This is a genomic window from Actinokineospora spheciospongiae (assembly GCF_003182415.1).
Taxonomy (GTDB): Bacteria; Actinomycetota; Actinomycetes; order Mycobacteriales; family Pseudonocardiaceae; genus Actinokineospora; species Actinokineospora spheciospongiae.
The window spans coordinates 165,250-184,342 of record NZ_QHCP01000003.1; the positions used below are offsets into that span (position 1 = coordinate 165,250).

Below are 19,093 nucleotides of genomic sequence, written 5' to 3' on the forward strand. Positions count from 1 at the left end.
GACACTGGCGTGGTGACCGCTGAAGTCCAGGCCCACGTCCGCAGCTCCGCCGCCCTCTTCGACCGCGCCAAGGCCGTCACCCCCGGTGGGGTCAACTCCCCGGTCCGGGCGTTCTCGGCGGTGGGCGGCACCCCGCGCTTCATGACCGGCGGGTCCGGCGCCTACCTGTGGGACGTCGACGACAACCGCTACGTCGACCTGGTGTCGTCGTGGGGGCCGATGATCCTCGGCCACGCGCACCCCGAGGTCGTCGAGGCGGTGCGCAAGGCCGCCGGTGACGGGTTGTCGTTCGGCACGCCGACCGCGGGGGAGGTCGACCTCGCCGAGGAGATCATCCGCCGGGTCGCGCCGGTGGAGCGGGTGCGCCTGGTCAACTCCGGCACCGAGGCCACGATGAGCGCCATCCGCCTGGCCCGCGGGTTCACCGGTCGGGCCCGGGTCGTCAAGTTCGCCGGGTGCTACCACGGCCACGTCGACGCGCTGCTCGCCGAGGCGGGCTCCGGGGTCGCCACCCTGGGCCTGCCGACCACGCCGGGCGTCACCGGCGCGCAGGCCGAGGACACCCTCGTGCTGCCGTACAACGACTTCGACGCCGTGCGCGCGGTCTTCGCCGAGCACGGCCCGACCATCGCCGCGGTCATCACCGAGGCGGCGGCGGGCAACATGGGCGCCGTCGCCCCGCTGCCCGGCTTCAACGCGCTCCTGCGCGAGCTGGCCACCGAGCACGGCGCGCTGCTGGTCATGGACGAGGTGATGACCGGGTTCCGGGTGTCCGCCGCGGGCTGGTTCGGCCTCGAGGGCGTCGCGGGCGACCTCTACACCTTCGGCAAGGTCATGTCCGGCGGCCTGCCCGCCGCGGCCTTCGGCGGCCGGGCCGACGTGATGGCCCGGCTGGCCCCGAGCGGCCCGGTCTACCAGGCGGGCACCCTGTCCGGGAACCCGGTGGCGGTCGCGGCGGGCCTGGCCACGCTGCGCGCCGCCGACGAGTCGGTCTACCGCGTGCTCGACGCCAACGCCACCCGCCTCGGCGAGCTGTTCACCTCGGCGCTGACCGCCGCGTCCGTCCCGCACCGCGTGCAGTTCGCGGGCAACCTGGTGAGCGTGTTCTTCACCGAAGACCCGGTCGTGGACTACGCGGGGGCGAAGGCGGCGCAGACCTGGCGCTTCCCCGCCTTCTTCCACGCCCTGCTCGACCACGGCGTCTACGCCCCGCCCAGCGCGTTCGAGGCGTGGTTCGTCAACGCCGCCCTGGACGACGAGGCGTTCGAGCGCATCGCCGCCGCCCTCCCCGTCGCCGCAGCGGCGGCCGCAGCAGCCGAGGAGCCCGCGTGACCCAGACCGTCGTCCACCTGCTGCGCCACGGCGAGGTCCACAACCCGTCGGGCATCCTCTACGGCCGCCTGCCGCACTTCCGCCTGTCGGAGACCGGCAAGCGCCAGGCGCTCACCGTCGCGGAGTACCTGCGCGACCACGACATCACCCACGTCGTGGCCTCCCCGCTGCTGCGCGCGCAGGAGACGGCCACGCCGATCGCCGGTTCGCACCGGCTGGAGCTGGCCACCGACGACCGGCTGATCGAGTCGGAGAACGTCTTCGAGGGCCAGAAGGTCTCCGTCGGCGACGGCGCCCTGCGGCAGCCGAAGAACTGGCCGCACCTGCGCGACCCGTTCACCCCGTCCTGGGGGGAGCCGTACCTCCAGATCGCCCACCGGATGCTCGGCGCGGTCCACCGGGCGCGGGCGGCGGCGGCCGGGCACGAGGCGGTGTGCGTGTCCCACCAGCTCCCGGTGTGGACGGTCCGGCGCTACCTGGAGGGCAAGCGCCTCTGGCACAACCCCTCGAAGCGCGAGTGCTCCCTGGCCTCGCTGACCTCCCTGGTGTTCGAGGACGAGAAGCTGGTCGGCCTGCGCTACGCCGAACCCGCCGGTGCCAGCGACCCGAAGAACACGGGGGCCTGAGCCGTGCGCGCGGTCGCGGTCGTGGCGCTGCTGCTGGCCCTGGCGGGCTGCACGGCGGAGAAGGACGCGGTCTCCACCGACACCGAGTTCGTCTTCGTCTCCCCCGGCGGGCAGACCGACATCACCTACCCCGTCGCCGACCGCAAGCCGCTGCCGGAGCTGAGCGGGCCGAGCCTGATGGACGAGTCGCAGCAGCTCAAGCTGTCGGACTACCGCGGCAAGGTGGTCGTGGTGAACGTGTGGGGCCAGTGGTGCGGCCCGTGCCGCGCGGAGGCCCCGGAACTCCAGAAGGTCCAGGACGACTACGGCCCCAAGGGCGTGCAGGTCCTGGGCATCAACTTCCGCGACAACCAGCGCGACGTCCCGCAGGACTTCGTCCGCGACCGCGGCCTGACCTACCCATCGATCTTCGACCCGCCCGGCCGCACCCTGCTGGCCCTCAAGGGCTACCCGCGCGCGGTCGTCCCGGCCACCTTCCTCATCGACAAGCAGGGCCGGGTCGCCGCCGCCTACATGCGCGACCTGCTGGCCGACGACCTCAGGGCCGAGTTGGACAAGCTCACCGCCGAGTCCTGACCGCCCCCGGTGTGAGGTAGGACGCCCCAGGGCCGGGCGCTCACCAGGCCCTGACAGCCGATCCCTACGCTGGTTCCGTGGACGCCACCGAGCTCGTGACCACCGGCCCGCTCCTGGCGGCGGGTGGTGTGGCGCTGCTGGCGGGCGTGGTTTCCTTCGCCTCGCCGTGCGTGGTCCCGCTCGTCCCCGGCTACCTGGCCTACCTCGCCGCCCTGGTCGGCGCCGAGGCCCCGGCCGTGTCCGCCGACGAGGAGCGCAAGTCCGGCCGCGGCCGGGTGCTGGGCGCGGTGGCGCTGTTCATCCTCGGGTTCACCGCCGTCTTCGCCGCGACGATCGGCACCGTCGTCTGGCTGGCGGACACGCTCCTGATCAACCAGGACGTCCTGCAACGCGTCGGCGGCGTGGTCACCATCGCCATGGCGCTGGTGTTCATCGGCCTGGTCCCCGGGATGCAGAAGGACATCCGCATCCACAGGACGCCCAGGATGGGCCTGGTCGGCGCCCCCGTGCTCGGGGCGGTGTTCGGCCTCGGCTGGACGCCGTGCATCGGGCCGACGCTGATGGGCGTGCTGTCCCTGGCCACCGCCACCGGCGGCACCGCGGCCCGCGGGTTCGTGCTCGTCCTGGTCTACTGCCTCGGCCTCGGGGTGCCGTTCCTGCTGATCGCCCTCGGCGCCCGGTGGGCCGTGCGCACCACCACCTGGATGCGCGCCCACGGCCGGGCGATGCAGCTCTTCGGCGGCGGGCTGCTGTTCGTCGTCGGGGTGCTGCTGGTCACCGGGGTGTGGGGCGATGTGGTCGGGTGGCTGCGCGACGCCGTCGTCAACGACTACGAGCTGCCGCTGTGACCGCCTTCCTGCGCAACACCTGGCGCGGCCTCACCTCGATGCGCACGGCGCTGATCCTGCTGTTCCTGCTGGCGCTGGCCGCGATGCCCGGCGCCCTGCTGCCGCAGCGCTCGCTCAACCCGCCCCGCACCGCGGACTACATCGCCGCCCACGGCTGGTGGGGCACGCTGCTGGACCGGCTGGAGTTCTTCGACGTCTACTCCAGCGTCTGGTTCTCCGCGATCTACCTGATGCTGTTCATCTCCCTCGTCGGCTGCCTGCTGCCGCGCACGGTCGACTACGCCAGGTCCATGCGCGCCCAGCCGGTGCTCACCCCGCGCAACCTCGCCCGGATGCCGCACCACGCGCAGGCCACGCTGCCCGAGGAGCCCGCCGCGGTCATCGCCGACGCCAAGGCGCGGCTGTCCGGCTGGCGGACCGTCGAGCGCGACGAGGACGGCGGCGGCAAGACCCTCAGCGCGGAGAAGGGCTACCTGCGCGAACTGGGCAACCTCGTCTTCCACTTCGCCATGCTCGGGCTGATCGTCGCCCTGGCCCTGGGCAAGATGTTCAACTACGAGGGCCAGGTCATCGTGCTGGCCGACGGCTCCGAGTTCTGCAACTCCGGCACCGCCGGGTACGACACCTTCCGGCCCGGCCTGCGCGTCGACGGCACCGATCTCACCCCGTTCTGCGTGCGGGTCGACGACCTCGACGTCAGCTACTTCCCCGACGGGCAGGCCGAGCAGTTCACCGTGCGGATGGACTACCAGGCGGGCGCCGACCTCGACGCGGGCACCTGGCGGCCCTACGACCTGCGGGTCAACGAGCCGCTGCGGGTCGTCGGCGACCGGGTCTACCTGCTCGGCCACGGCTACGCGCCGACCTTCACCGTCACCTTCCCCAACGGGGAGAGCCGCACCCAGACCATCCAGTGGCGCACGGTCGACCCGCAGACCCTGCTCTCGCAGGGCGCGACCAAGTTCGACCCGCCGGGGACCACCGACGCCGAGCAGCGGCGCAAGAGCCAGATCGCGATCACCGGCCTGTTCGCCCCCACCGCCCAGTACGACGGCACCCTGCTCACCTCCGGCCACCCCGACCTCCAGGACCCGGCGGTGGCCGTCGACGTGCTGCGCGGGGACCTGGGCATCGACTCCGGGCGGGGGCAGTCCATCTTCGAGGTGGACCAGTCGCTGGTGGACCAGGGCAGGCTGGTCCGGGTGGCCAGGCAGAACCTGGAGGTCGGCGGTCAGCTCCGGCTCGACGACGGCACCACCGTCCGGTTCGACGGCGTCGAGCGCTGGGCCTACCTCCAGGTCTCGCACGACCCGACGCAGGTGTGGGTGCTCGTCTTCGCCGTGGCGATGATCTTGGGCCTGGGCACCTCGCTGACGATCAAGCGCCGCAGGCTGTGGGTGCGCGCGACGCCGGACGACGCGGGTCGTACCGTGGTCTCGGTCGGCGGACTCGCCCGGACCGACCAGGCGGGGTACGGCGAGGAGTTCAGCAGGATCGCAGCCGCGCTGCGCACTCCCAGGAGGGAACCCTGATGGCGGTCAACGAGACCCTGGCGACCTACAGCGACTGGTGCTTCCGCGCCGCCGTGCTGGTCTACGTCTTCGCGATGGTCGGGTACGCCGTCGAGCAGGCGTTCACCCGCACCGCGAAGAAGTCCGAGGCGGCCCGCGAGCTGGTCGGCGCGGGCGGCCCGGTGCCCGCGGGCACCGACACCCCCGCCTACGGCCGGGTCGAGGCGGCCCCCCGGCGCGACCGGGCCGAGCGCGCCGGTCGCGCGGCGGTGGCCCTGACCGTCCTCGGCGTGGCGCTGCACCTGGCCTCGCTGGTGCTGCGCGGGGTCGCCACCCAGCGCGCCCCGTGGGGCAACATGTACGAGTACAGCATGGCCACGATGCTCATCGCGGTCATCACCTGGCTCGTGCTGATGCGCAAGTTCGACGTCCGCCGCATGGGCGTGTTCGTGCTGACCCCGGTCGTCATCCTGATGTTCCTCGGCGGCACCGTCCTCTACACCGACGCGGGCCCGGTGCAGCCCGCGCTGCGGTCCTACTGGCTGGTCGTCCACGTCTCCGCCGCGATCATCTCCAGCGGCCTGTTCCTCGTCCCCGGCGTGTTCAGCGTGCTGTACCTGATCAAGGCCGCGCACGACCGCAACCCGGCCAAGTTCGCCCGCCTGGCCCCCAAGCTCGCCGACGCCGACACCCTCGACCGGCTGGCCTACCGCACCACGATCTTCGCGTTCCCGATCTACACCTTCGGCATCATCTGCGGCGCCATCTGGGCCGAGGCCGCCTGGGGCCGGTTCTGGGGCTGGGACCCCAAGGAGACCGTGGCCTTCGTGGCCTGGGTGGTCTACGCCGGGTACCTGCACTCCAGGGCCACCGCGGGCTGGCGCGGCACCCGGGCGGCGATCGTCAACACCACCGCGTTCGCCATGGTCGTGTTCAACCTGTTCTTCATCAACCTGGTGATCTCCGGGCTGCACTCGTACGCGTCGTAACCGTTTTGCGCGCGTTGCGGACAGCCCCCGTTTCGGTGGCGCCTGCCGCGAGCGACTACCGTCGCCATCGTGAGTCGGGCGGGACCGCTCGCACGCCGGGCAGGAGGGGTCGCAGGGGTGACTGGACGCCAAGATGAGTCCGAGCAGGCCTGGGGGCCCGGTGGCGGGTCCGCGGTGGGCCGGAGCGGGCCGCCGCGCGAAGCCGACACCGACACCCACGACTTCGGCCCAGCCCCCGAACTCGCCGACAAGGCCGACACCCCGAAGGCGGACGACCCGTTGACCGACGACGCGGCCACCGACCACACCCCGTTCCCCGAGGCATCCGGTCCGCACCGGGTCCCCGGCCCGAACCAGTCCGGCCCGCACCCCGTGCCCGGCCCTGGCCAGTCGGGCCCGCACGCCGTGCCCGGTCCCGGCCAGTCGGGCCCGCACGCCGTGCCCGGCCCTGGCCAGTCGGGTCCGCACGCGATGCCCGGTCCCGGGCAGTCCGGCCCGCACGCCGTGCCCGGGCCGCACCAGCCCGGCCCGCCGCCGGGCTACTACAGCGAACCGACCCCCTCCGGCCCGCAGCCGCTGGCCTACGGGCAGGGCTACCCGCAGCCCGGGATGCCCCCGCAGGGCGGCCCGACCGGTTACGGACCGCCGCCGCAGCAGGCGCCGATGGGGCCGCCGCAGAGCGACGAGCTGTCGTCGGCGCGGCTGCTCAAGCAGGCCAAGCGCGCCCCGCAGTCGGGTTGGCGCAAGGCCGTCTACGTGGTCAGCGGGCACCTGATCAACGTGGGCGAGAGCCCGGCCGACCGGCACCGCCGCGAGCTGATCGCCCGGGTCAACCAGCCGCTGCGCGGCTGCTACAAGATCGCCATGCTGAGCCTCAAGGGCGGCGTCGGCAAGACCACGACCACGACCACGCTGGGCTCGACGTACTCGTCGCTGCGCGGTGACCGGGTGATCGCCGTCGACGCCAACCCCGACCGCGGCACGCTGAGCCAGAAGATCCCGCTGGAGACCACGGCCACCGTGCGGCACCTGCTGCGCGACGCCAACCGGATTCGCCGCTACAGCGACATCCGCGCCTACACCTCCCAGGGCCCCAGCCGCCTGGAGGTCCTCGCCTCCGAGCAGGACCCGGCCGTGTCCGAGGCGTTCAGCGAGGACGACTACCGGCGCACGGTGGCGCTGCTGGAGCACTTCTACAACATCGTGCTCACCGACTGCGGCACCGGGCTCATGCACTCGGCGATGAAGGGCGTGCTCGACATCGCCGACTCGCTGGTGATCGTCTCCTCCGGCTCGGTCGACGGCGCCCGCAGCGCCTCGGCCACGCTGGACTGGCTGGACGCGCACGGCTACCGGGACCTGGTGTCCCGCTCGGTCGCGGTGATCAACTCGGTGCGGCCCAAGTCCGGGTCGGTCGACCTGGACAAGCTCACCCAGCACTTCAGCGCGCGCTGCCGCGCGGTCTGCCGCATCCCGTTCGACCCGCACCTGGAGGAGGGCGCCGAGATCGAACTCGAACGCCTCCAGCCCGACACCCGGGTCGCACTCCTGGAGATGGCCGCCACCGTGGCCGACGACTTCCCGAACGAGGCCCACCGCAGGCGTTGACCACGCCGCGGGGAGGCCGTTCGCCGGATTCGTCGGCGGACGGCCTCCTCTCGGTGTCCGGTCTAGGGCGCGGGCGGGGTGCCGTCGTCCTTGCCGTCCTTCTTCCGGTGCTTGTCGAGTCCGCGCAGGAACTCGGGGTCGTCATCCGGGGCCACCGACGTGCGGTGGGGCGCCACGGCCGCGGGCTGCGGTCCGAGCGCGCGCCACAGCAGGACGGCGACGGTGATGGCGCCGACCACGGCGAGCAGATAGATCATCGAGAGACACCTCCGAACCCTGGGGGTTCGAGGCTAGCCGCTTTGTCGCTTTCGCGGGTCCCGCGCGGCGCTCGATTCGCCGATCAGAGGCCGCCCGGGCCGTTGGCCTCGGTGGTCAGCTCCGCCAGCAGCGTCCGCACCTCGGACTCGCGGAACCGGCGGTGCCCGCCCGGGGTCCTGATGGAACCGATGCGGCCCGCGGTGGCCCAGCGGGTGACGGTCTTCGGGTCGACGCGGAACAGGGCCGCGACCTCGCCCGGGGTCAGCAGGCGTTCTCCGACGTGCGCAACGGTCACTGGGGCCGCCCTCCTCGATGAGCTGGAACTCGGCTGGGGGCCTGGTCGGCGGGAACCGTCGGACCAAACCGGGACCATCGTGGCACTTCGACCATCGGGTACTCGAACGGTTGGGGAATGGTAAAGAGGTAGTAAGGGACAAAACGGCTGTATCCGGACACCGTTCACCCCCTGAGACGGACGTCGTACGCTGCCTCACCGTGGACACCGTGGACCGCCGCATCATCGCCGCACTGCGCACCAACGGCCGCCTCACCTACGCCGACCTGGGCAGGCAGGTCGGCCTCTCCGCCTCGGCGGTGCACGAACGGGTCGGCAAGCTGGAGGCCGCCGGGGTCATCACCGGCTACCACGCCGTGGTCGACCCCATGACCGTCGGCCTGGGGGTGACCGCCCTGGTCGGCATCCACCCCACCGACACCGCCGACGACGAGGACGTGGCCGCCGCGCTGGCCGAGCTGCCGGAGGTGGAGAGCTGCTACCGGGTCGCGGGCGACGAGGCGTTCGTGGTCAAGGTCCGGGTCGCCACCGTCGACGAGCTGGAGCGCAGCCTGGGCAGGCTGCGGCGGATCAACGGCGTCGCCCGCACCCGCTCCACGGTCGTCCTGTCCACCCGCTTCGAGGGCAGGCCCAACGTGTCCGACGTCGAAGGACCCACCCCGCGGACCGACGGGTAGCCTGGGGCCGTGGACGAGCGGCGGAACCTGGGGCGCGACATCGTGCTGTACACCGCGGCCAGGGTCGCGCTGGTGGCCGTGGTCGCCGGGGTGCTGCTGTGGTTCGACCTGCCGCTGCTGGTCAGCCTGGCCATCGCCCTGGTCGTCGGCTTCCCGCTGGGCCTGCTGCTGTTCCGCGGCCTGAACGCCAGGGTCACCGCGGGCCTCGCCGAGCGCGGCGCGGACCGCGACGCCGAGCGCGACCGCCTGCGCGCGGAACTGCGCGGCGACCGGGGCTAGTCACCCGTGGTCTTCGCCATGCTCGGAAGGTGACAAAACGCCGATAGTGTCGGCTCATGACGGCTGTCGACCGATGCAGTGAGCGCACGCGGGCCTGGGTGAACGAGGCCGTCCGGATCATCGAGGCGGACGCCAACCGCAGTGCCGACACGCACCTGCTGCCCTTCCCGCTGCCGACCGAGTGGGGAGTCCGGCTCTACCTCAAGGACGAGTCCACCCACCCCACCGGCTCGCTCAAGCACCGCCTCGCCCGCTCGCTGTTCCTCTACGGCATCTGCAACGGCTGGATCGTCGGCGGCACCCCGGTGATCGAGGCGTCCTCGGGCTCCACCGCGGTCTCCGAGGCCTACTTCGCCAGGATGCTCGGGCTGCCGTTCATCGCCGTCATGCCGCGCACCACCAGCCCGGAGAAGATCCGCCTGATCGAGCGCGAGGGCGGCCGCTGCCACTTCGTCGACTCCCCGGGCGAGATGTACACCGAGGCGCACAGGCTGGCCGACGAACTGGACGGGCACTTCCTCGACCAGTTCACCCACGCCGAGCGGGCCACCGACTGGCGCGGCAACAACAACATCGCCGAGTCGATCTTCCAGCAGATGGCGCTGGAACCGCACCCGGAACCGGACTGGGTGGTCGTCGGGGCGGGCACCGGCGGCACCAGCGCCACCATCGGCCGCTACATCCGCTACCGCAGGCTCGGCACCCGGCTGGCCGTGGTCGACCCGGAGAACTCGGTGTTCTTCGACGCCTGGCGCGACGCCGACCCGGACCTGACCGGCGGGTGCGGCTCGCGGATCGAGGGCATCGGGCGGCCCCGCGTGGAGCCGTCGTTCCTCGGGCAGGTCGTCGACCGCATGGTGAAGGTGCCCGACGCGGCGTCCATCGCCGCCGCCCGGCTGGCCGAGCGGGTCCTGGGCAGGCGCGTCGGCGGGTCCACCGGCACCAACCTGTGCGGCGCGTTCCAGGTCATCGCGGAACTGCGCGCGGCCGGGCGCGCGGGCAGCGTCGTCACCCTGCTCTGCGACGGCGGCGAACGCTACTCGCACACCTACTACGACGACGCGTGGCTCGCCGCCAACGGCATCGACATCACCCCGCACCTGGCGTCGCTGGAGGAGTTCCTGCGCACCGGCGAGTGGTGACCGGTTCCGATTCGCATTGGAAAAGCACCACCGGAGTCCGGAACCGGTGTCCGCCGCGGACCGTCAACCCCGGGGTCAGGCACGGGAGTGGTGGGGAGCCGCGATGAGCGAGTTCATGGTCGAGACAGCACAGTTGCGCGGGTACGCGGGATTGTTGGAGCGCAACGCCGGGCACTTCTCGGCGATCGAGGGCCACGCCAGGGACAAGGGCGGCGACACCAGCGGCTTCACCGGCCTGCTGTCCCTGCTGGTCCCGGTGGTCGACGGGGCGGTCGGCCTGTACGCGGAAACGCTGAAGTTCGGGCACGACAAGATGGCCGAGCTGCACCAGTCCCTCACCGGCGCCGCGGACGCCTACGACCGCGCGGACGCCGCCAACGTCACCAAGATGACCACTGTGGACACCGTGTCGAACATCCCGACGGTGGGGGGCAACTGATGGGCTACGCCGACACCGCCGACCCGATCACCGCCCTCAACAACGAGGCGAACCTCCAGGGCGGCCCCAGCATCTCCGACGCCATCAGCGAAGCGGGCGTGCAGGTCCAGGTCGTCAACTGGATCTGGGAGAAGGTCGTCGGCGACGACCTCGTCACCTCCCTCATCGCCCCCATCACCGGCGACTTCGAGAAGATCGCCACCACCGGCAAGCAGTGGACCAACGTCTGCGACGCCCTCCAGGCCGTCCGCGACAACCTCAACACCGGCCTCGACGAACTCGACCCCCACTGGGACGGCGCGGCGGCGGACGCCTTCGCCATGCGCATCCGCACCATGTGGACGGTCGCGATCGAAGCCGACGCCCAAGCCGCCAAACTGGTCGGCACCGCCTTCGACAAGGTCGCCGACGCGTCGAAGAAGGCGTGCGACCAAGCGCTCAAGCTCATCAAGAAGCTGGTCAACAAACTGCTGGAAGCCATCGCCCTGCTGCCCATCCCGGTGGTCGGCTGGGCCAAGGCGGTCAAGACGGTGATCGACGCCATCGAGATCTACAACGCGGTCATGACCATCATCAACGGCATCAAGGCCATCATCGAGGGCTGCAAGGCCGTCGTGCAGGGCGTCCAAGACCTGGGCAGCGCCATCGGCAAGATCAAGGACATCCGCAACGTCAACGACGCCATCAACTCCGCCAACGACATCTCCGACGCCCGCGACGACATCAACGCGGGCAAGGACCAAGCCGCGGGCGGCCTCAAGACCACCGCCAAGGGCGCCGTCTCAGCGGGCAAGAACGGCTACAAGGCCAACAAGCACTACGGCGAGTACCAGCAGGAACGCAACCCCGTCCCGGCCCCCGCCCCCGAGCCGGAACCGGCGGCGAGCTGACCATGCCCGACGACAACTGGAAGAACGTCCAACTCCGCGAGGCCGAAGCCGACCTGGACCTCGCCCTCGCCGCCCTGGACGCAACGGTCGCCGAAACCGCCGCCCGCTTCGCCGACACCCCCGAAACCACGCTGACGGACGAGGACATCGAACTGATCTCGGCCCACAACCGGGGCCCGGACGCCACCCCCGCCCAACGAGCCCTCCAAACCCGCATCGACGCGGGCGAACTCACCTGGCGCGACATCACGAGCGGCCGGGCCGCGGGTGCGGAAGGGGTCCAGGAGGCGCTGGAGGCGGGCCTCCCGCAGATGCGGCAGGCGTACGCCCTGATCGAGGAGGGGCACACGCTGAACGAGATCATCGCCGCTGGGGTTCCGCCGGAGGACGACCCGGACGACTTCAGCGGTCCGATCATGCGCAGGCGCTAGTCGTTCACGCCGAGAGCGGGCTGCCTCCTGGGGTGGGCCGCTCTCGGTTTGTCGGGTGAGCGTTGGAGGCTTGGGGCTGAGGTGCTTGGCCGTGTCCGGCTGCCGGTCTTTGCCGGGGAAGTGCTTGGTCGCATCCGGGTTCAAGCGCCGGTCGTTTGGTGGGTGGTGCCCGGCTGGGTGGATGTGTTTGGCCGGGGCCCCTATGGCGATCATGTGTTCCAGTGTGACCGGGTGGGGCTGAAAAGATGCCCCACCGCCCAGGCAGGCTGTCACATGATCGCCACCCCCGGCCAAACACATCCACCCACCCGGGCAGTTGCTTGGTCGGGCCGGCGGTTCTCGGGGCGGTCGACTCTCCGACAAGGACAGAAGCCGATCGGCCCGGCCTGGCTGGACTGGTCGCTCCGGCTCAGCCCGCCCTTGCCAGCCGGGCTGCCCTGCTCGGCCCTGCCCCGCCCGGCCCTGCCCCGCTCGGCCTGGCCCGGCCTGGCCCGGCTTGGCTCGGCCTGGCTTGGCTCGGCCTGGCCCGGCCCGGCCTGGCTTGGCCCGGCTCGGTCCGGCCCGGTCCGGCTTGGCCCGGCTCGGTCCGGCCCGGCCCGGCTTGGCCCGGCTCGGTCCGGCCCGGCTTGGCCCGGCTCGGTCCGGCCCGGTCCGGCTTGGCCCGGCTCGGTCCGGCCCGGTCCGGCCCGGCTCGGTCCGGCCCGGCCCGGCTTGGCCCGGCTCGGTCCGGCCCGGTCCGGCCCGGCTCGGCTCGGTCCGGCCCGGCCCGGCCCGGCTCGGCTCGGTCCGGTCCGGTCCGGCTCGGTCCGGTCCGGTCCGGTCCGGCTCGGTCCGGTCCGGTCCGGTCCGGTCCGGTCCGGTCCGGCTCGGTCCGGTCCGGTCCGGCTCGGTCCGGCCCGGCTTGGCTCGGCTTGGCTCGGCCTGGCTCGGCTCGGTCCGGCTCGGCTCGGCCCGGCCCGGTCCTGCCCCGCCCGGCCCGGCTCGGCCCGGTCCGGCCCGGTTCTGCCTGGCCCGGCCCCGCCTGGCTCGGCCCGCCCGGCCCGGCTGGCCCGGCCCGCCCGGCCCGGCTGGCCCGGCCCGGCTGGCCTGGCCCGGTCCTGCTCGGCCTCCTGGCCCGGCTCAGTCCCCGGCCCGATGCTCCCCCGCCCGGCTCGGCTCTGTCCGGCCCTGCCCTGCCAGCCGGGCAGGGCAGGGCCGCTCCGGCTCAGTTCAGTTTGCTTCTGCCAGCTCTCCAGCCCAGCCAGCTCGGCTGGGCCCATCCCGGCTGGTTCAGCCGGCAGGTTCGGCCCATTCCGGGCGGCTCGGTCCAGCCCGGGCGGGGCGTCAGCCCGCTCAACCGGGGTGAGCGGCAGGCGGATGGCGTGGCCGGGCGCGGACAGCCCGGCCGGGTGGAGGGCGAGCCGGGTGGGCGGCTGGGGGGTGTCAGACCGCTGCGGTCACGGCTTCGCCGACTGCGGCGCGGAGGCGGGCGTGCAGGTCGCGGAGGCGGTCGCGGTCGGCGCGGACTTCGACCACCCGCAGGCCCGGGGTGGGGGTGAGGGCGGCGCGGAGGTCGGTTGGGGTGGTGACCAGGGTGTGGGGTACGCCGTAGCCCGCGCACAGGGCGCCGAGGTCGGCGCCGGTGGGGGTGGCGAAGACGCGTTCGAAGCCGTTCTTGTGCTCGGCGGCGCCCTGTTCCAGGAGGGAGAAGATGCCGCCGCCGTCGTCGTTGAGGACTACGGCGCAGAGGTTGGGGCGGGGCTCGGTGGGGCCGATGAGGAGGGCGTTGGCGTCGTGCAGGAAGGTCAGGTCGCCCATCAGGGCGTAGCCGGGGGCGGTGCTGCCGAGGCCCACGCCGACCGCGGTGGAGAGGTTGCCGTCGATGCCCGCCACGCCCCGGTTGGCGTGGATGGTGATGTCGGGGCGGGGGGTGGAGACCAGGTCCAGGTCGCGGACCGGGTTCGAGGAGCCGAGGACCAGGGACGCGCCGGTGGGGAGTGCCTCCAGCACCTCGCGGGCCACGTGCAGGCCGGTGGGCCAGGTTTCCTCACCGAGCAGCTTCTCCACCGCCAGGGTCGCCGCCTGTTCGGCTTCGCGCCACACCGGCAGCCAGGTGGGGTCGTGGTCGGTGACCCAGCGCAGGTCGTCCTCGTCCAGCCAGCCGCGCACGTGGGTGGCCACGTACTGCGGGTCGGTCCACTGCGGGTGGTCGCCGATGCCGTACACCGCGACCCGGTCCATCAGCCCGCGCACCCCGCGCGACAGGGTGGGCCTGCCGACGACGACCACCGCCTCCGGCCGCAGCGACGGCGGGAGCGCGCCGGTGCCCAGCAGCAGCGGCCCGCCGCGCAGCACCGCCGCCCCACCGGCGAGCGCCGCCGCGGTGCCCACCGGTTCGGCCACCACCGGCCAGCCCGCCCGCGCCGCCACCCTGGCCGCCGCCGTGGCCCGCGCCGGGTCGCCGCTGCCGACGACCACCACCGACCGGGCGGGCAGCGGGAAGTCGACCCGGTTGTCCGGGACCGACCGCGGTACCGACGAAGTCGTCCACCGCGCCCCACCCGGCCGCCCGGTCAGCGCGTCCGGCCACGAGTCGCCGAAGGTGGGCACCAGGGGTTCGCGGAACGGGATGTTGAGCTGCACCGGGATGCCGGTCTCCGCGCGCGCCACCCCCCGGCACACCAGCCCGCGCCACACCGGGTTCTGCCCGGTCCGCCGCTCGGCCACCGGGAAGTCCACCGCCACCGCCGCGCTGCCGAAGATGCCGCGCTGGTCGATGGTCTGGTTCGCGCCGCTGCCGTGCAGCTCCGGCGGCCGGTCCGCGGTGATCAGCAGCAACCCCACCCCGGAGTGGTGCGCCTCCAGCACCGACGGGTGCAGGTTCGCCACCGCCGTCCCCGACGTGCACACCACCGCCGCGGGCCGCCCGGTCGCCCGCCCCAACCCCAGCGCCACGAACCCGGCCGACCGCTCGTCCACCCGCACGTGCAGCGTCACCCGCCCCGCCACCGCCGCCTCGTGCAGCGCCAGGCTCAACGGCGCGTTGCGCGACCCCGGGCACAGCACCACCTGCCGCACGTCGTTGCGCACCAGTTCGTCGACCACCACGGTGGCCATCGCGGTGGACGGGTTCACCACAACTCCATTCCCTCATCGCCTCTCGGCACCCGGGCTCGCGGTACCCGCCCACCCGCCACCCACCGCGGCGCTGGGTCGATCACCGCGTCACCCGGCGGCGGGCAGCCGCGACCCGCCGGAACGGCGGCCGGACGTGCGTTCGCGGCCCGTGTGCGGCTTGCCAGGGCTGTCGGGCGCGTGTTCGCGGCCTGGGTGCGGCCTGTCGGGGCGGTGGTGGGGCGCGTGTTCGCGGCCGGTGGCCCGGTCATCGCGGTGGCGGCTCGGTTGGCTTCGGCGGCCCGCAGGCCGGTCGTCGTGGTGCCCGCACCTGCGGCCGGGTCCACCTCGGCGACCCACGGGCCTGCCGGTGTGGTGGTCGGGTTCGCGGGGGTGGCTCGCGGGGTGGTCATGCGGGTGGGCGGGTTCGGCACGGCCGCCTCATTCCGCTCGGGCCGGGAACAGCACCCTGGCCCGCAGGGACCAGCGGGCCAGGGCCCGGCCCGCGTCGGTCAGGGCCACTCGGCGGCCGGTCGGGTCGGCGTCCACCGCTTCGAGGACCCACAGCCTGCGCAGGAAGCGCTCGCCCAGTTCGGTGGCGTTGGCGGGGCCCGGTTCGCCCGACCAGCCCTCCTCGGCCAGGACGAACGCGATCTTCTCGAACACCCTGGCCGGTGCCATGCGCTCCTCGAGCAGCAGGGCCGCGAACACGACCTCCTGGACCGCGCCCAGTGCCGTCCGCTCCCTCGTCACCAGCCGTTCGCCGACGGTCATCAGCAGTGAGTCGGCGTCGCCGATGAGGGCGGCGCCCTGGTCGGTGAGGCGGAGCCTGCCGCCCTCGCGGGTGAGCAGGTCCATCCGCTCGGCCAGTTCGCGCAGCAGGGCCACCGGGGGCCACTGCGACTCGCTGCGGCCGGTGCCCGCACCGCCCCGGCAGGCGGGCATGACCTCCACCAGCGTCGCCACCAGGGCCGTGGGCAGGTAGCCGCTGCCGGTCAGCCTCGCCCCCGCGCCCCGGCAGGACTCCAGCAGGACGGTCAGGGCGGGCAGCCGCTCCTCGGTGGTCTCCGGGGCCCGGCGGACCTCCGGCCGCAGCCGCACCAGCATCTCGCGGCGGGTCTGGCTGCCGCGGCGGGTGAACCAGGCGTCGAGGCGCTCGTCGAGCAGCCGGGCGAACCAGGACTCCTCGCCCTCGGACTCCGGGCTGGTCAGCAGGCGCATCACCAGGCCGACCCGCATCGGTTCGCCGCTGCCGTCGGCGGGCAGCGTGCCCTGGTCGACGGCCTCCTCCAGCAGCCTGCCGCAGGCGGCGTGCAGGGCGGTCTCGACCGGCCCGCCGTCGTCGGCCCAGCTCAGCACGGGGGTGTCCGGCGGCCACACGCCCGAGGCCGCCCACGCCGCGGCCACCAGCTCCCGGTAGCGCGGCCGGTCGGCGGCGGCGTCGAGGATCTCGTGCGTGACCGCCGAGCGGCACAGCCCGGCGTACTCCTCGTGCCCGAGCAGGAACAGCAGCTCGGCGAAGGACTCGCAGGTCTGGTGCAGGTCGTCGAAGGCGCCCTCGCCGCCGGGGCTGTGGTGGGCGCCGGGCAGGGTGCGCCACACCATCTGCTGCACGTCGTAGCGGGTGACCTTGGTCGGGTGCGCGGCGGTGGCCCGCATCACGTGCCAGAGCGCGTGTGCGTGCTTCGCCGCGGTGTCGTCCCGCGCGCGGATCACGTCCAGCGCGGAGTCCAGGTCGTGCACGGGTCCAGCTTTACACGCCGACCCGCAACCCCGCGAACGGCTGTCCACAGGGCGTCGGGCATCCTCGGGCGCGTGGCTGATCGCGAGGTTTCCGAGTTGTTCGACCCGGCGCAGTGGACCGAGGTCGCCGGGTTCGACTTCACCGACATCACCTACCACCGGGCGGTGGGCACCGGCGCGGTGCGCATCGCGTTCGACCGGCCGGAGGTGCGCAACGCCTTCCGCCCGCACACCGTCGACGAGCTGTACCGGGCGCTGGACCACGCGCGGATGAGCTCCGACGTCGGCTGCGTGCTGCTCACCGGCAACGGGCCCTCGGCCAAGGACGGCGGCTGGGCGTTCTGCTCCGGCGGCGACCAGCGCATCCGCGGCCGCACCGGCTACCAGTACGCCAGCGGCGACACCTCGGAGACGGTCGACCCGGCCCGCGCCGGGCGGCTGCACATCCTGGAGGTGCAGCGGCTGATCCGGTTCATGCCCAAGGTGGTCATCGCCGTGGTCCCCGGGTGGGCCGCGGGCGGCGGGCACAGCCTGCACGTGACCTGCGACCTCACCCTCGCCAGCGCCGAGCACGCCCGGTTCAAGCAGACCGACGCCGACGTGGGCAGCTTCGACGGCGGGTTCGGCTCGGCGTACCTGGCCCGGCAGGTGGGGCAGAAGTTCGCCAGGGAGATCTTCTTCCTCGGCCGCACCTACACCGCCGAGGACATGGTGGCGATGGGCGCGGTGAACCAGGCCGTGCCGCACGCGGAGCTGGAGGCGACCGCGCTGGAGTGGGCGCGGGAGGTCAACGGCAAGTCGCCCACGGCGCAGCGGATGCTCAAGTACGCCTTCAACGCCATCGACGACGGCCTGGTCGGGCAGCAGGTGTTCGCGGGGGAGACCACCCGCCTCGCCTACATGACCGACGAGGCCGTGGAGGGCCGCGACGCGTTCCTGGAGAAGCGCGACCCCGACTGGTCCCGCTTCCCCTACTACTACTGAGAACCGGCTGCTATTGGGAACCGGTTTGCGCGAGGAGGTAGCGCTCGTGGTCCTCGCGCAGCCGGTTCCACAGCACCCCGCGCCTGCTCTCGTCCACATCGGACAGTGGTAGCCGGAACAGGTCGGCCAGGGCGGCGAAGTAGTCGGCGCGGGCGGTGAGGACCGAGGAGTCCTCGCCGCCCGGGGCGACCGTCTGCAGCGCCAGGCCGCGCAGTTCGTGGATCACCCGCCCCTCGCGGCGGGCCAGGGTGACGGTGCGGACGAACCCCGAATCGGGGGCTGTGGACAACTCGCGGTGCTTGTCGGTGAAGTCGGCGATACTGGCCTCGGAGGGAGCGAAGTCCATCCCGGCGAACGCACCGCGAGGGTCGTGGTCGAAGCGCCAACCGCCGGGGACGACGTCCGAGGGGCGCAGCCGGAACCGGAACGGGTCGGCCCGGTGGTCGCCGGGCACCAGCGGCAGCGGGTCGCGCAGCCCGTCGCCGAGGCCGGTGTCGACGAACCAGCGGCCGCCCGCGCACTCGGGGGCGGGCAGGCCGTGCACCTCGATGACCATGTGCGACCCGGTGGCGCCGGGGGCCACCGGGTCGTTGCGGCCCTGCGCGCCGCCGACGCGCAGGTGGGTGTCGAAACCGAGCCAGTCCAGCAGCACCGCCAGGGCGCCGTTGAGGTGGTAGCAGTAGCCGCCGCGACCGGAGGCCAGGTAGCCCATCGAGTCGAGGGGTTCGACGGTCCGCGGTTCGCGCAGGGCGATCCACACGACCTCGTACGGCACGCCCTCGATCTGCGCGCGGTGCAGGGCGCGCAGGGTGTCGAGGGTGGGTGGCGGCGGGCTCGCGAAGCCGAGCCGGGTCAGGTACGCGTCGCGCAGGCCCTCGTCGAGGGGGCGGCGCCAGGTGCGCTGCGGCACGGCTCAGGCGAGGTTGAGCTGCCAGGACACGCCGAAGCGGTCGTTGGTCCAGCCGAACCTGCGGCTGAAGCCGTAGTCGGCCAGGGGCATCAGCTCGCTGCCGCCCTCGGCCAGGGCGGCGTACACGCGGTCGATCTCCTCTTCGGAGTCGCACTGCACGAACAGGGAGGTGGAGGGGGTGAAGGTGAAGTCGTGCTCGACGGTGCTGTCGTTGGCGAGGATGGTCTGACCGCCCAGGAGCAGCACGGCCTGCTGCACCGTGCCCTCCTTGCCCGGCCCGCCCGCGGGCCACTTGGTCAGCGCCAGCAGCTCGGCCTCGGCGAACAGGTCCGCGTAGAAGGTCAGCGCCTCTTCCGCCTGCCCCTGGAACATCAGGAAGGTGGAGACCTTCTGCGACATGGTGTGGAGTCCTCTCGACCGGGTGAGCGGGTCCGTCGCAGCGTAGGGGCAGGGACCGTTCTG

Annotated in this window: 20 protein-coding genes; 14 read left to right on the forward strand and 6 right to left on the reverse strand. The window is 73.1% G+C overall.

Annotated features, from left to right (window positions below; genetic code table 11):
- Nucleotides 1–12: 12 nt before the first annotated feature.
- From hemL to DFQ13_RS08275, 7 genes are all read left to right on the forward strand, one after another.
- Nucleotides 13–1,332, forward strand: a complete 1,320-nt coding sequence (gene hemL, locus DFQ13_RS08245; protein WP_110079699.1) for a glutamate-1-semialdehyde 2,1-aminomutase — start codon at nt 13–15, stop codon at nt 1,330–1,332.
- Nucleotides 1,329–1,958 (forward strand): histidine phosphatase family protein, encoded by a 630-nt coding sequence (locus DFQ13_RS08250; protein WP_035279371.1) that lies wholly within the window; start codon nt 1,329–1,331, stop codon nt 1,956–1,958. The genes hemL and DFQ13_RS08250 overlap by 4 nt, the downstream gene beginning before the upstream one ends.
- Before the next feature lie 3 nt (nt 1,959–1,961).
- Nucleotides 1,962–2,534: a TlpA family protein disulfide reductase gene (locus DFQ13_RS08255; RefSeq protein ID WP_110079425.1), complete on the forward strand. Its 573-nt coding sequence runs from the start codon at nt 1,962–1,964 to the stop codon at nt 2,532–2,534.
- Between the two features lie 77 nt (nt 2,535–2,611).
- Nucleotides 2,612–3,382: a cytochrome c biogenesis CcdA family protein gene (locus DFQ13_RS08260; protein WP_035279375.1), complete on the forward strand. Its 771-nt coding sequence runs from the start codon at nt 2,612–2,614 to the stop codon at nt 3,380–3,382.
- Nucleotides 3,383–3,420: 38 nt separating this feature from the next.
- A complete protein-coding gene (gene resB, locus DFQ13_RS08265) occupies nt 3,421–4,914 on the forward strand; it encodes a cytochrome c biogenesis protein ResB (protein ID WP_084175346.1) in 1,494 nt (497 codons plus the stop codon).
- Nucleotides 4,914–5,882: a c-type cytochrome biogenesis protein CcsB gene (gene ccsB, locus DFQ13_RS08270; protein ID WP_035279379.1), complete on the forward strand. Its 969-nt coding sequence runs from the start codon at nt 4,914–4,916 to the stop codon at nt 5,880–5,882. Before resB ends, ccsB begins: the two co-directional genes overlap by 1 nt.
- Nucleotides 5,883–5,999: 117 nt before the next feature.
- Nucleotides 6,000–7,490, forward strand: a complete 1,491-nt coding sequence (locus DFQ13_RS08275) for a MinD/ParA family ATP-binding protein (RefSeq protein WP_110079426.1) — start codon at nt 6,000–6,002, stop codon at nt 7,488–7,490.
- A 62-nt stretch (nt 7,491–7,552) separates the two neighbouring features.
- On the opposite strand, the gene DFQ13_RS08280 is transcribed toward DFQ13_RS08275, so the two are convergent.
- Together DFQ13_RS08280 and DFQ13_RS08285 are read right to left on the reverse strand one after the other, a co-directional pair.
- Nucleotides 7,553–7,747 (reverse strand): hypothetical protein, encoded by a 195-nt coding sequence (locus DFQ13_RS08280; protein WP_035279381.1) that lies wholly within the window; start codon nt 7,745–7,747, stop codon nt 7,553–7,555.
- Between the two features lie 83 nt (nt 7,748–7,830).
- On the reverse strand, nt 7,831–8,043 hold the full coding sequence (locus DFQ13_RS08285) for a BldC family transcriptional regulator (protein WP_035279382.1): 213 nt from the start codon (nt 8,041–8,043) through the stop codon (nt 7,831–7,833).
- Nucleotides 8,044–8,243: 200 nt separating this feature from the next.
- Between DFQ13_RS08285 and DFQ13_RS08290 the strand changes: the two genes are divergently transcribed.
- The 6 genes from DFQ13_RS08290 (at nt 8,244) to DFQ13_RS08315 (ending at nt 11,901) form a co-directional block, all read left to right on the forward strand.
- Nucleotides 8,244–8,720, forward strand: a complete 477-nt coding sequence (locus tag DFQ13_RS08290; RefSeq protein ID WP_035279383.1) for an Lrp/AsnC family transcriptional regulator — start codon at nt 8,244–8,246, stop codon at nt 8,718–8,720.
- Nucleotides 8,721–8,729: 9 nt separating this feature from the next.
- Complete coding sequence (locus DFQ13_RS08295; protein ID WP_035279384.1) at nt 8,730–8,999, forward strand: DUF4229 domain-containing protein; 270 nt, start codon at nt 8,730–8,732, stop codon at nt 8,997–8,999.
- Nucleotides 9,000–9,055: 56 nt separating this feature from the next.
- On the forward strand, nt 9,056–10,141 hold the full coding sequence (gene cds1 / locus DFQ13_RS08300; RefSeq protein WP_110079427.1) for an L-cysteine desulfhydrase Cds1: 1,086 nt from the start codon (nt 9,056–9,058) through the stop codon (nt 10,139–10,141).
- Nucleotides 10,142–10,244: 103 nt separating this feature from the next.
- On the forward strand, nt 10,245–10,580 hold the full coding sequence (locus DFQ13_RS08305; RefSeq protein ID WP_035279389.1) for a hypothetical protein: 336 nt from the start codon (nt 10,245–10,247) through the stop codon (nt 10,578–10,580).
- A complete protein-coding gene (locus DFQ13_RS08310) occupies nt 10,580–11,470 on the forward strand; it encodes a WXG100 family type VII secretion target (RefSeq protein ID WP_110079428.1) in 891 nt (296 codons plus the stop codon). Before DFQ13_RS08305 ends, DFQ13_RS08310 begins: the two co-directional genes overlap by 1 nt.
- 2 nt (nt 11,471–11,472) lie before the next feature.
- Nucleotides 11,473–11,901, forward strand: coding sequence for a hypothetical protein (locus DFQ13_RS08315; protein ID WP_052020768.1), 429 nt, complete (start codon nt 11,473–11,475; stop codon nt 11,899–11,901).
- A 1,422-nt stretch (nt 11,902–13,323) separates the two neighbouring features.
- On the opposite strand, the gene menD is transcribed toward DFQ13_RS08315, so the two are convergent.
- Together menD and DFQ13_RS08325 are read right to left on the reverse strand one after the other, a co-directional pair.
- The gene (menD, locus tag DFQ13_RS08320; protein ID WP_110079429.1) at nt 13,324–15,015 is read right to left on the reverse strand and encodes a 2-succinyl-5-enolpyruvyl-6-hydroxy-3-cyclohexene-1-carboxylic-acid synthase; all 1,692 of its coding nucleotides are present in this window, start codon (nt 15,013–15,015) and stop codon (nt 13,324–13,326) included.
- A gap of 420 nt (nt 15,016–15,435) precedes the next feature.
- Nucleotides 15,436–16,737, reverse strand: a complete 1,302-nt coding sequence (locus DFQ13_RS08325; protein WP_035279395.1) for a hypothetical protein — start codon at nt 16,735–16,737, stop codon at nt 15,436–15,438.
- 72 nt (nt 16,738–16,809) lie between these two features.
- Between DFQ13_RS08325 and DFQ13_RS08330 the strand changes: the two genes are divergently transcribed.
- Nucleotides 16,810–17,721, forward strand: coding sequence for a 1,4-dihydroxy-2-naphthoyl-CoA synthase (locus tag DFQ13_RS08330; RefSeq protein WP_110079430.1), 912 nt, complete (start codon nt 16,810–16,812; stop codon nt 17,719–17,721).
- Nucleotides 17,722–17,731: 10 nt separating this feature from the next.
- On the opposite strand, the gene DFQ13_RS08335 is transcribed toward DFQ13_RS08330, so the two are convergent.
- Both DFQ13_RS08335 and DFQ13_RS08340 read right to left on the reverse strand, forming a co-directional pair.
- Nucleotides 17,732–18,631: an arylamine N-acetyltransferase family protein gene (locus DFQ13_RS08335; protein WP_110079431.1), complete on the reverse strand. Its 900-nt coding sequence runs from the start codon at nt 18,629–18,631 to the stop codon at nt 17,732–17,734.
- Nucleotides 18,632–18,634: 3 nt separating this feature from the next.
- Entirely contained in the window at nt 18,635–19,030 is a 396-nt protein-coding gene (locus tag DFQ13_RS08340; protein ID WP_035279399.1) for a VOC family protein, read from the reverse strand.
- Nucleotides 19,031–19,093: the final 63 nt, after the last annotated feature.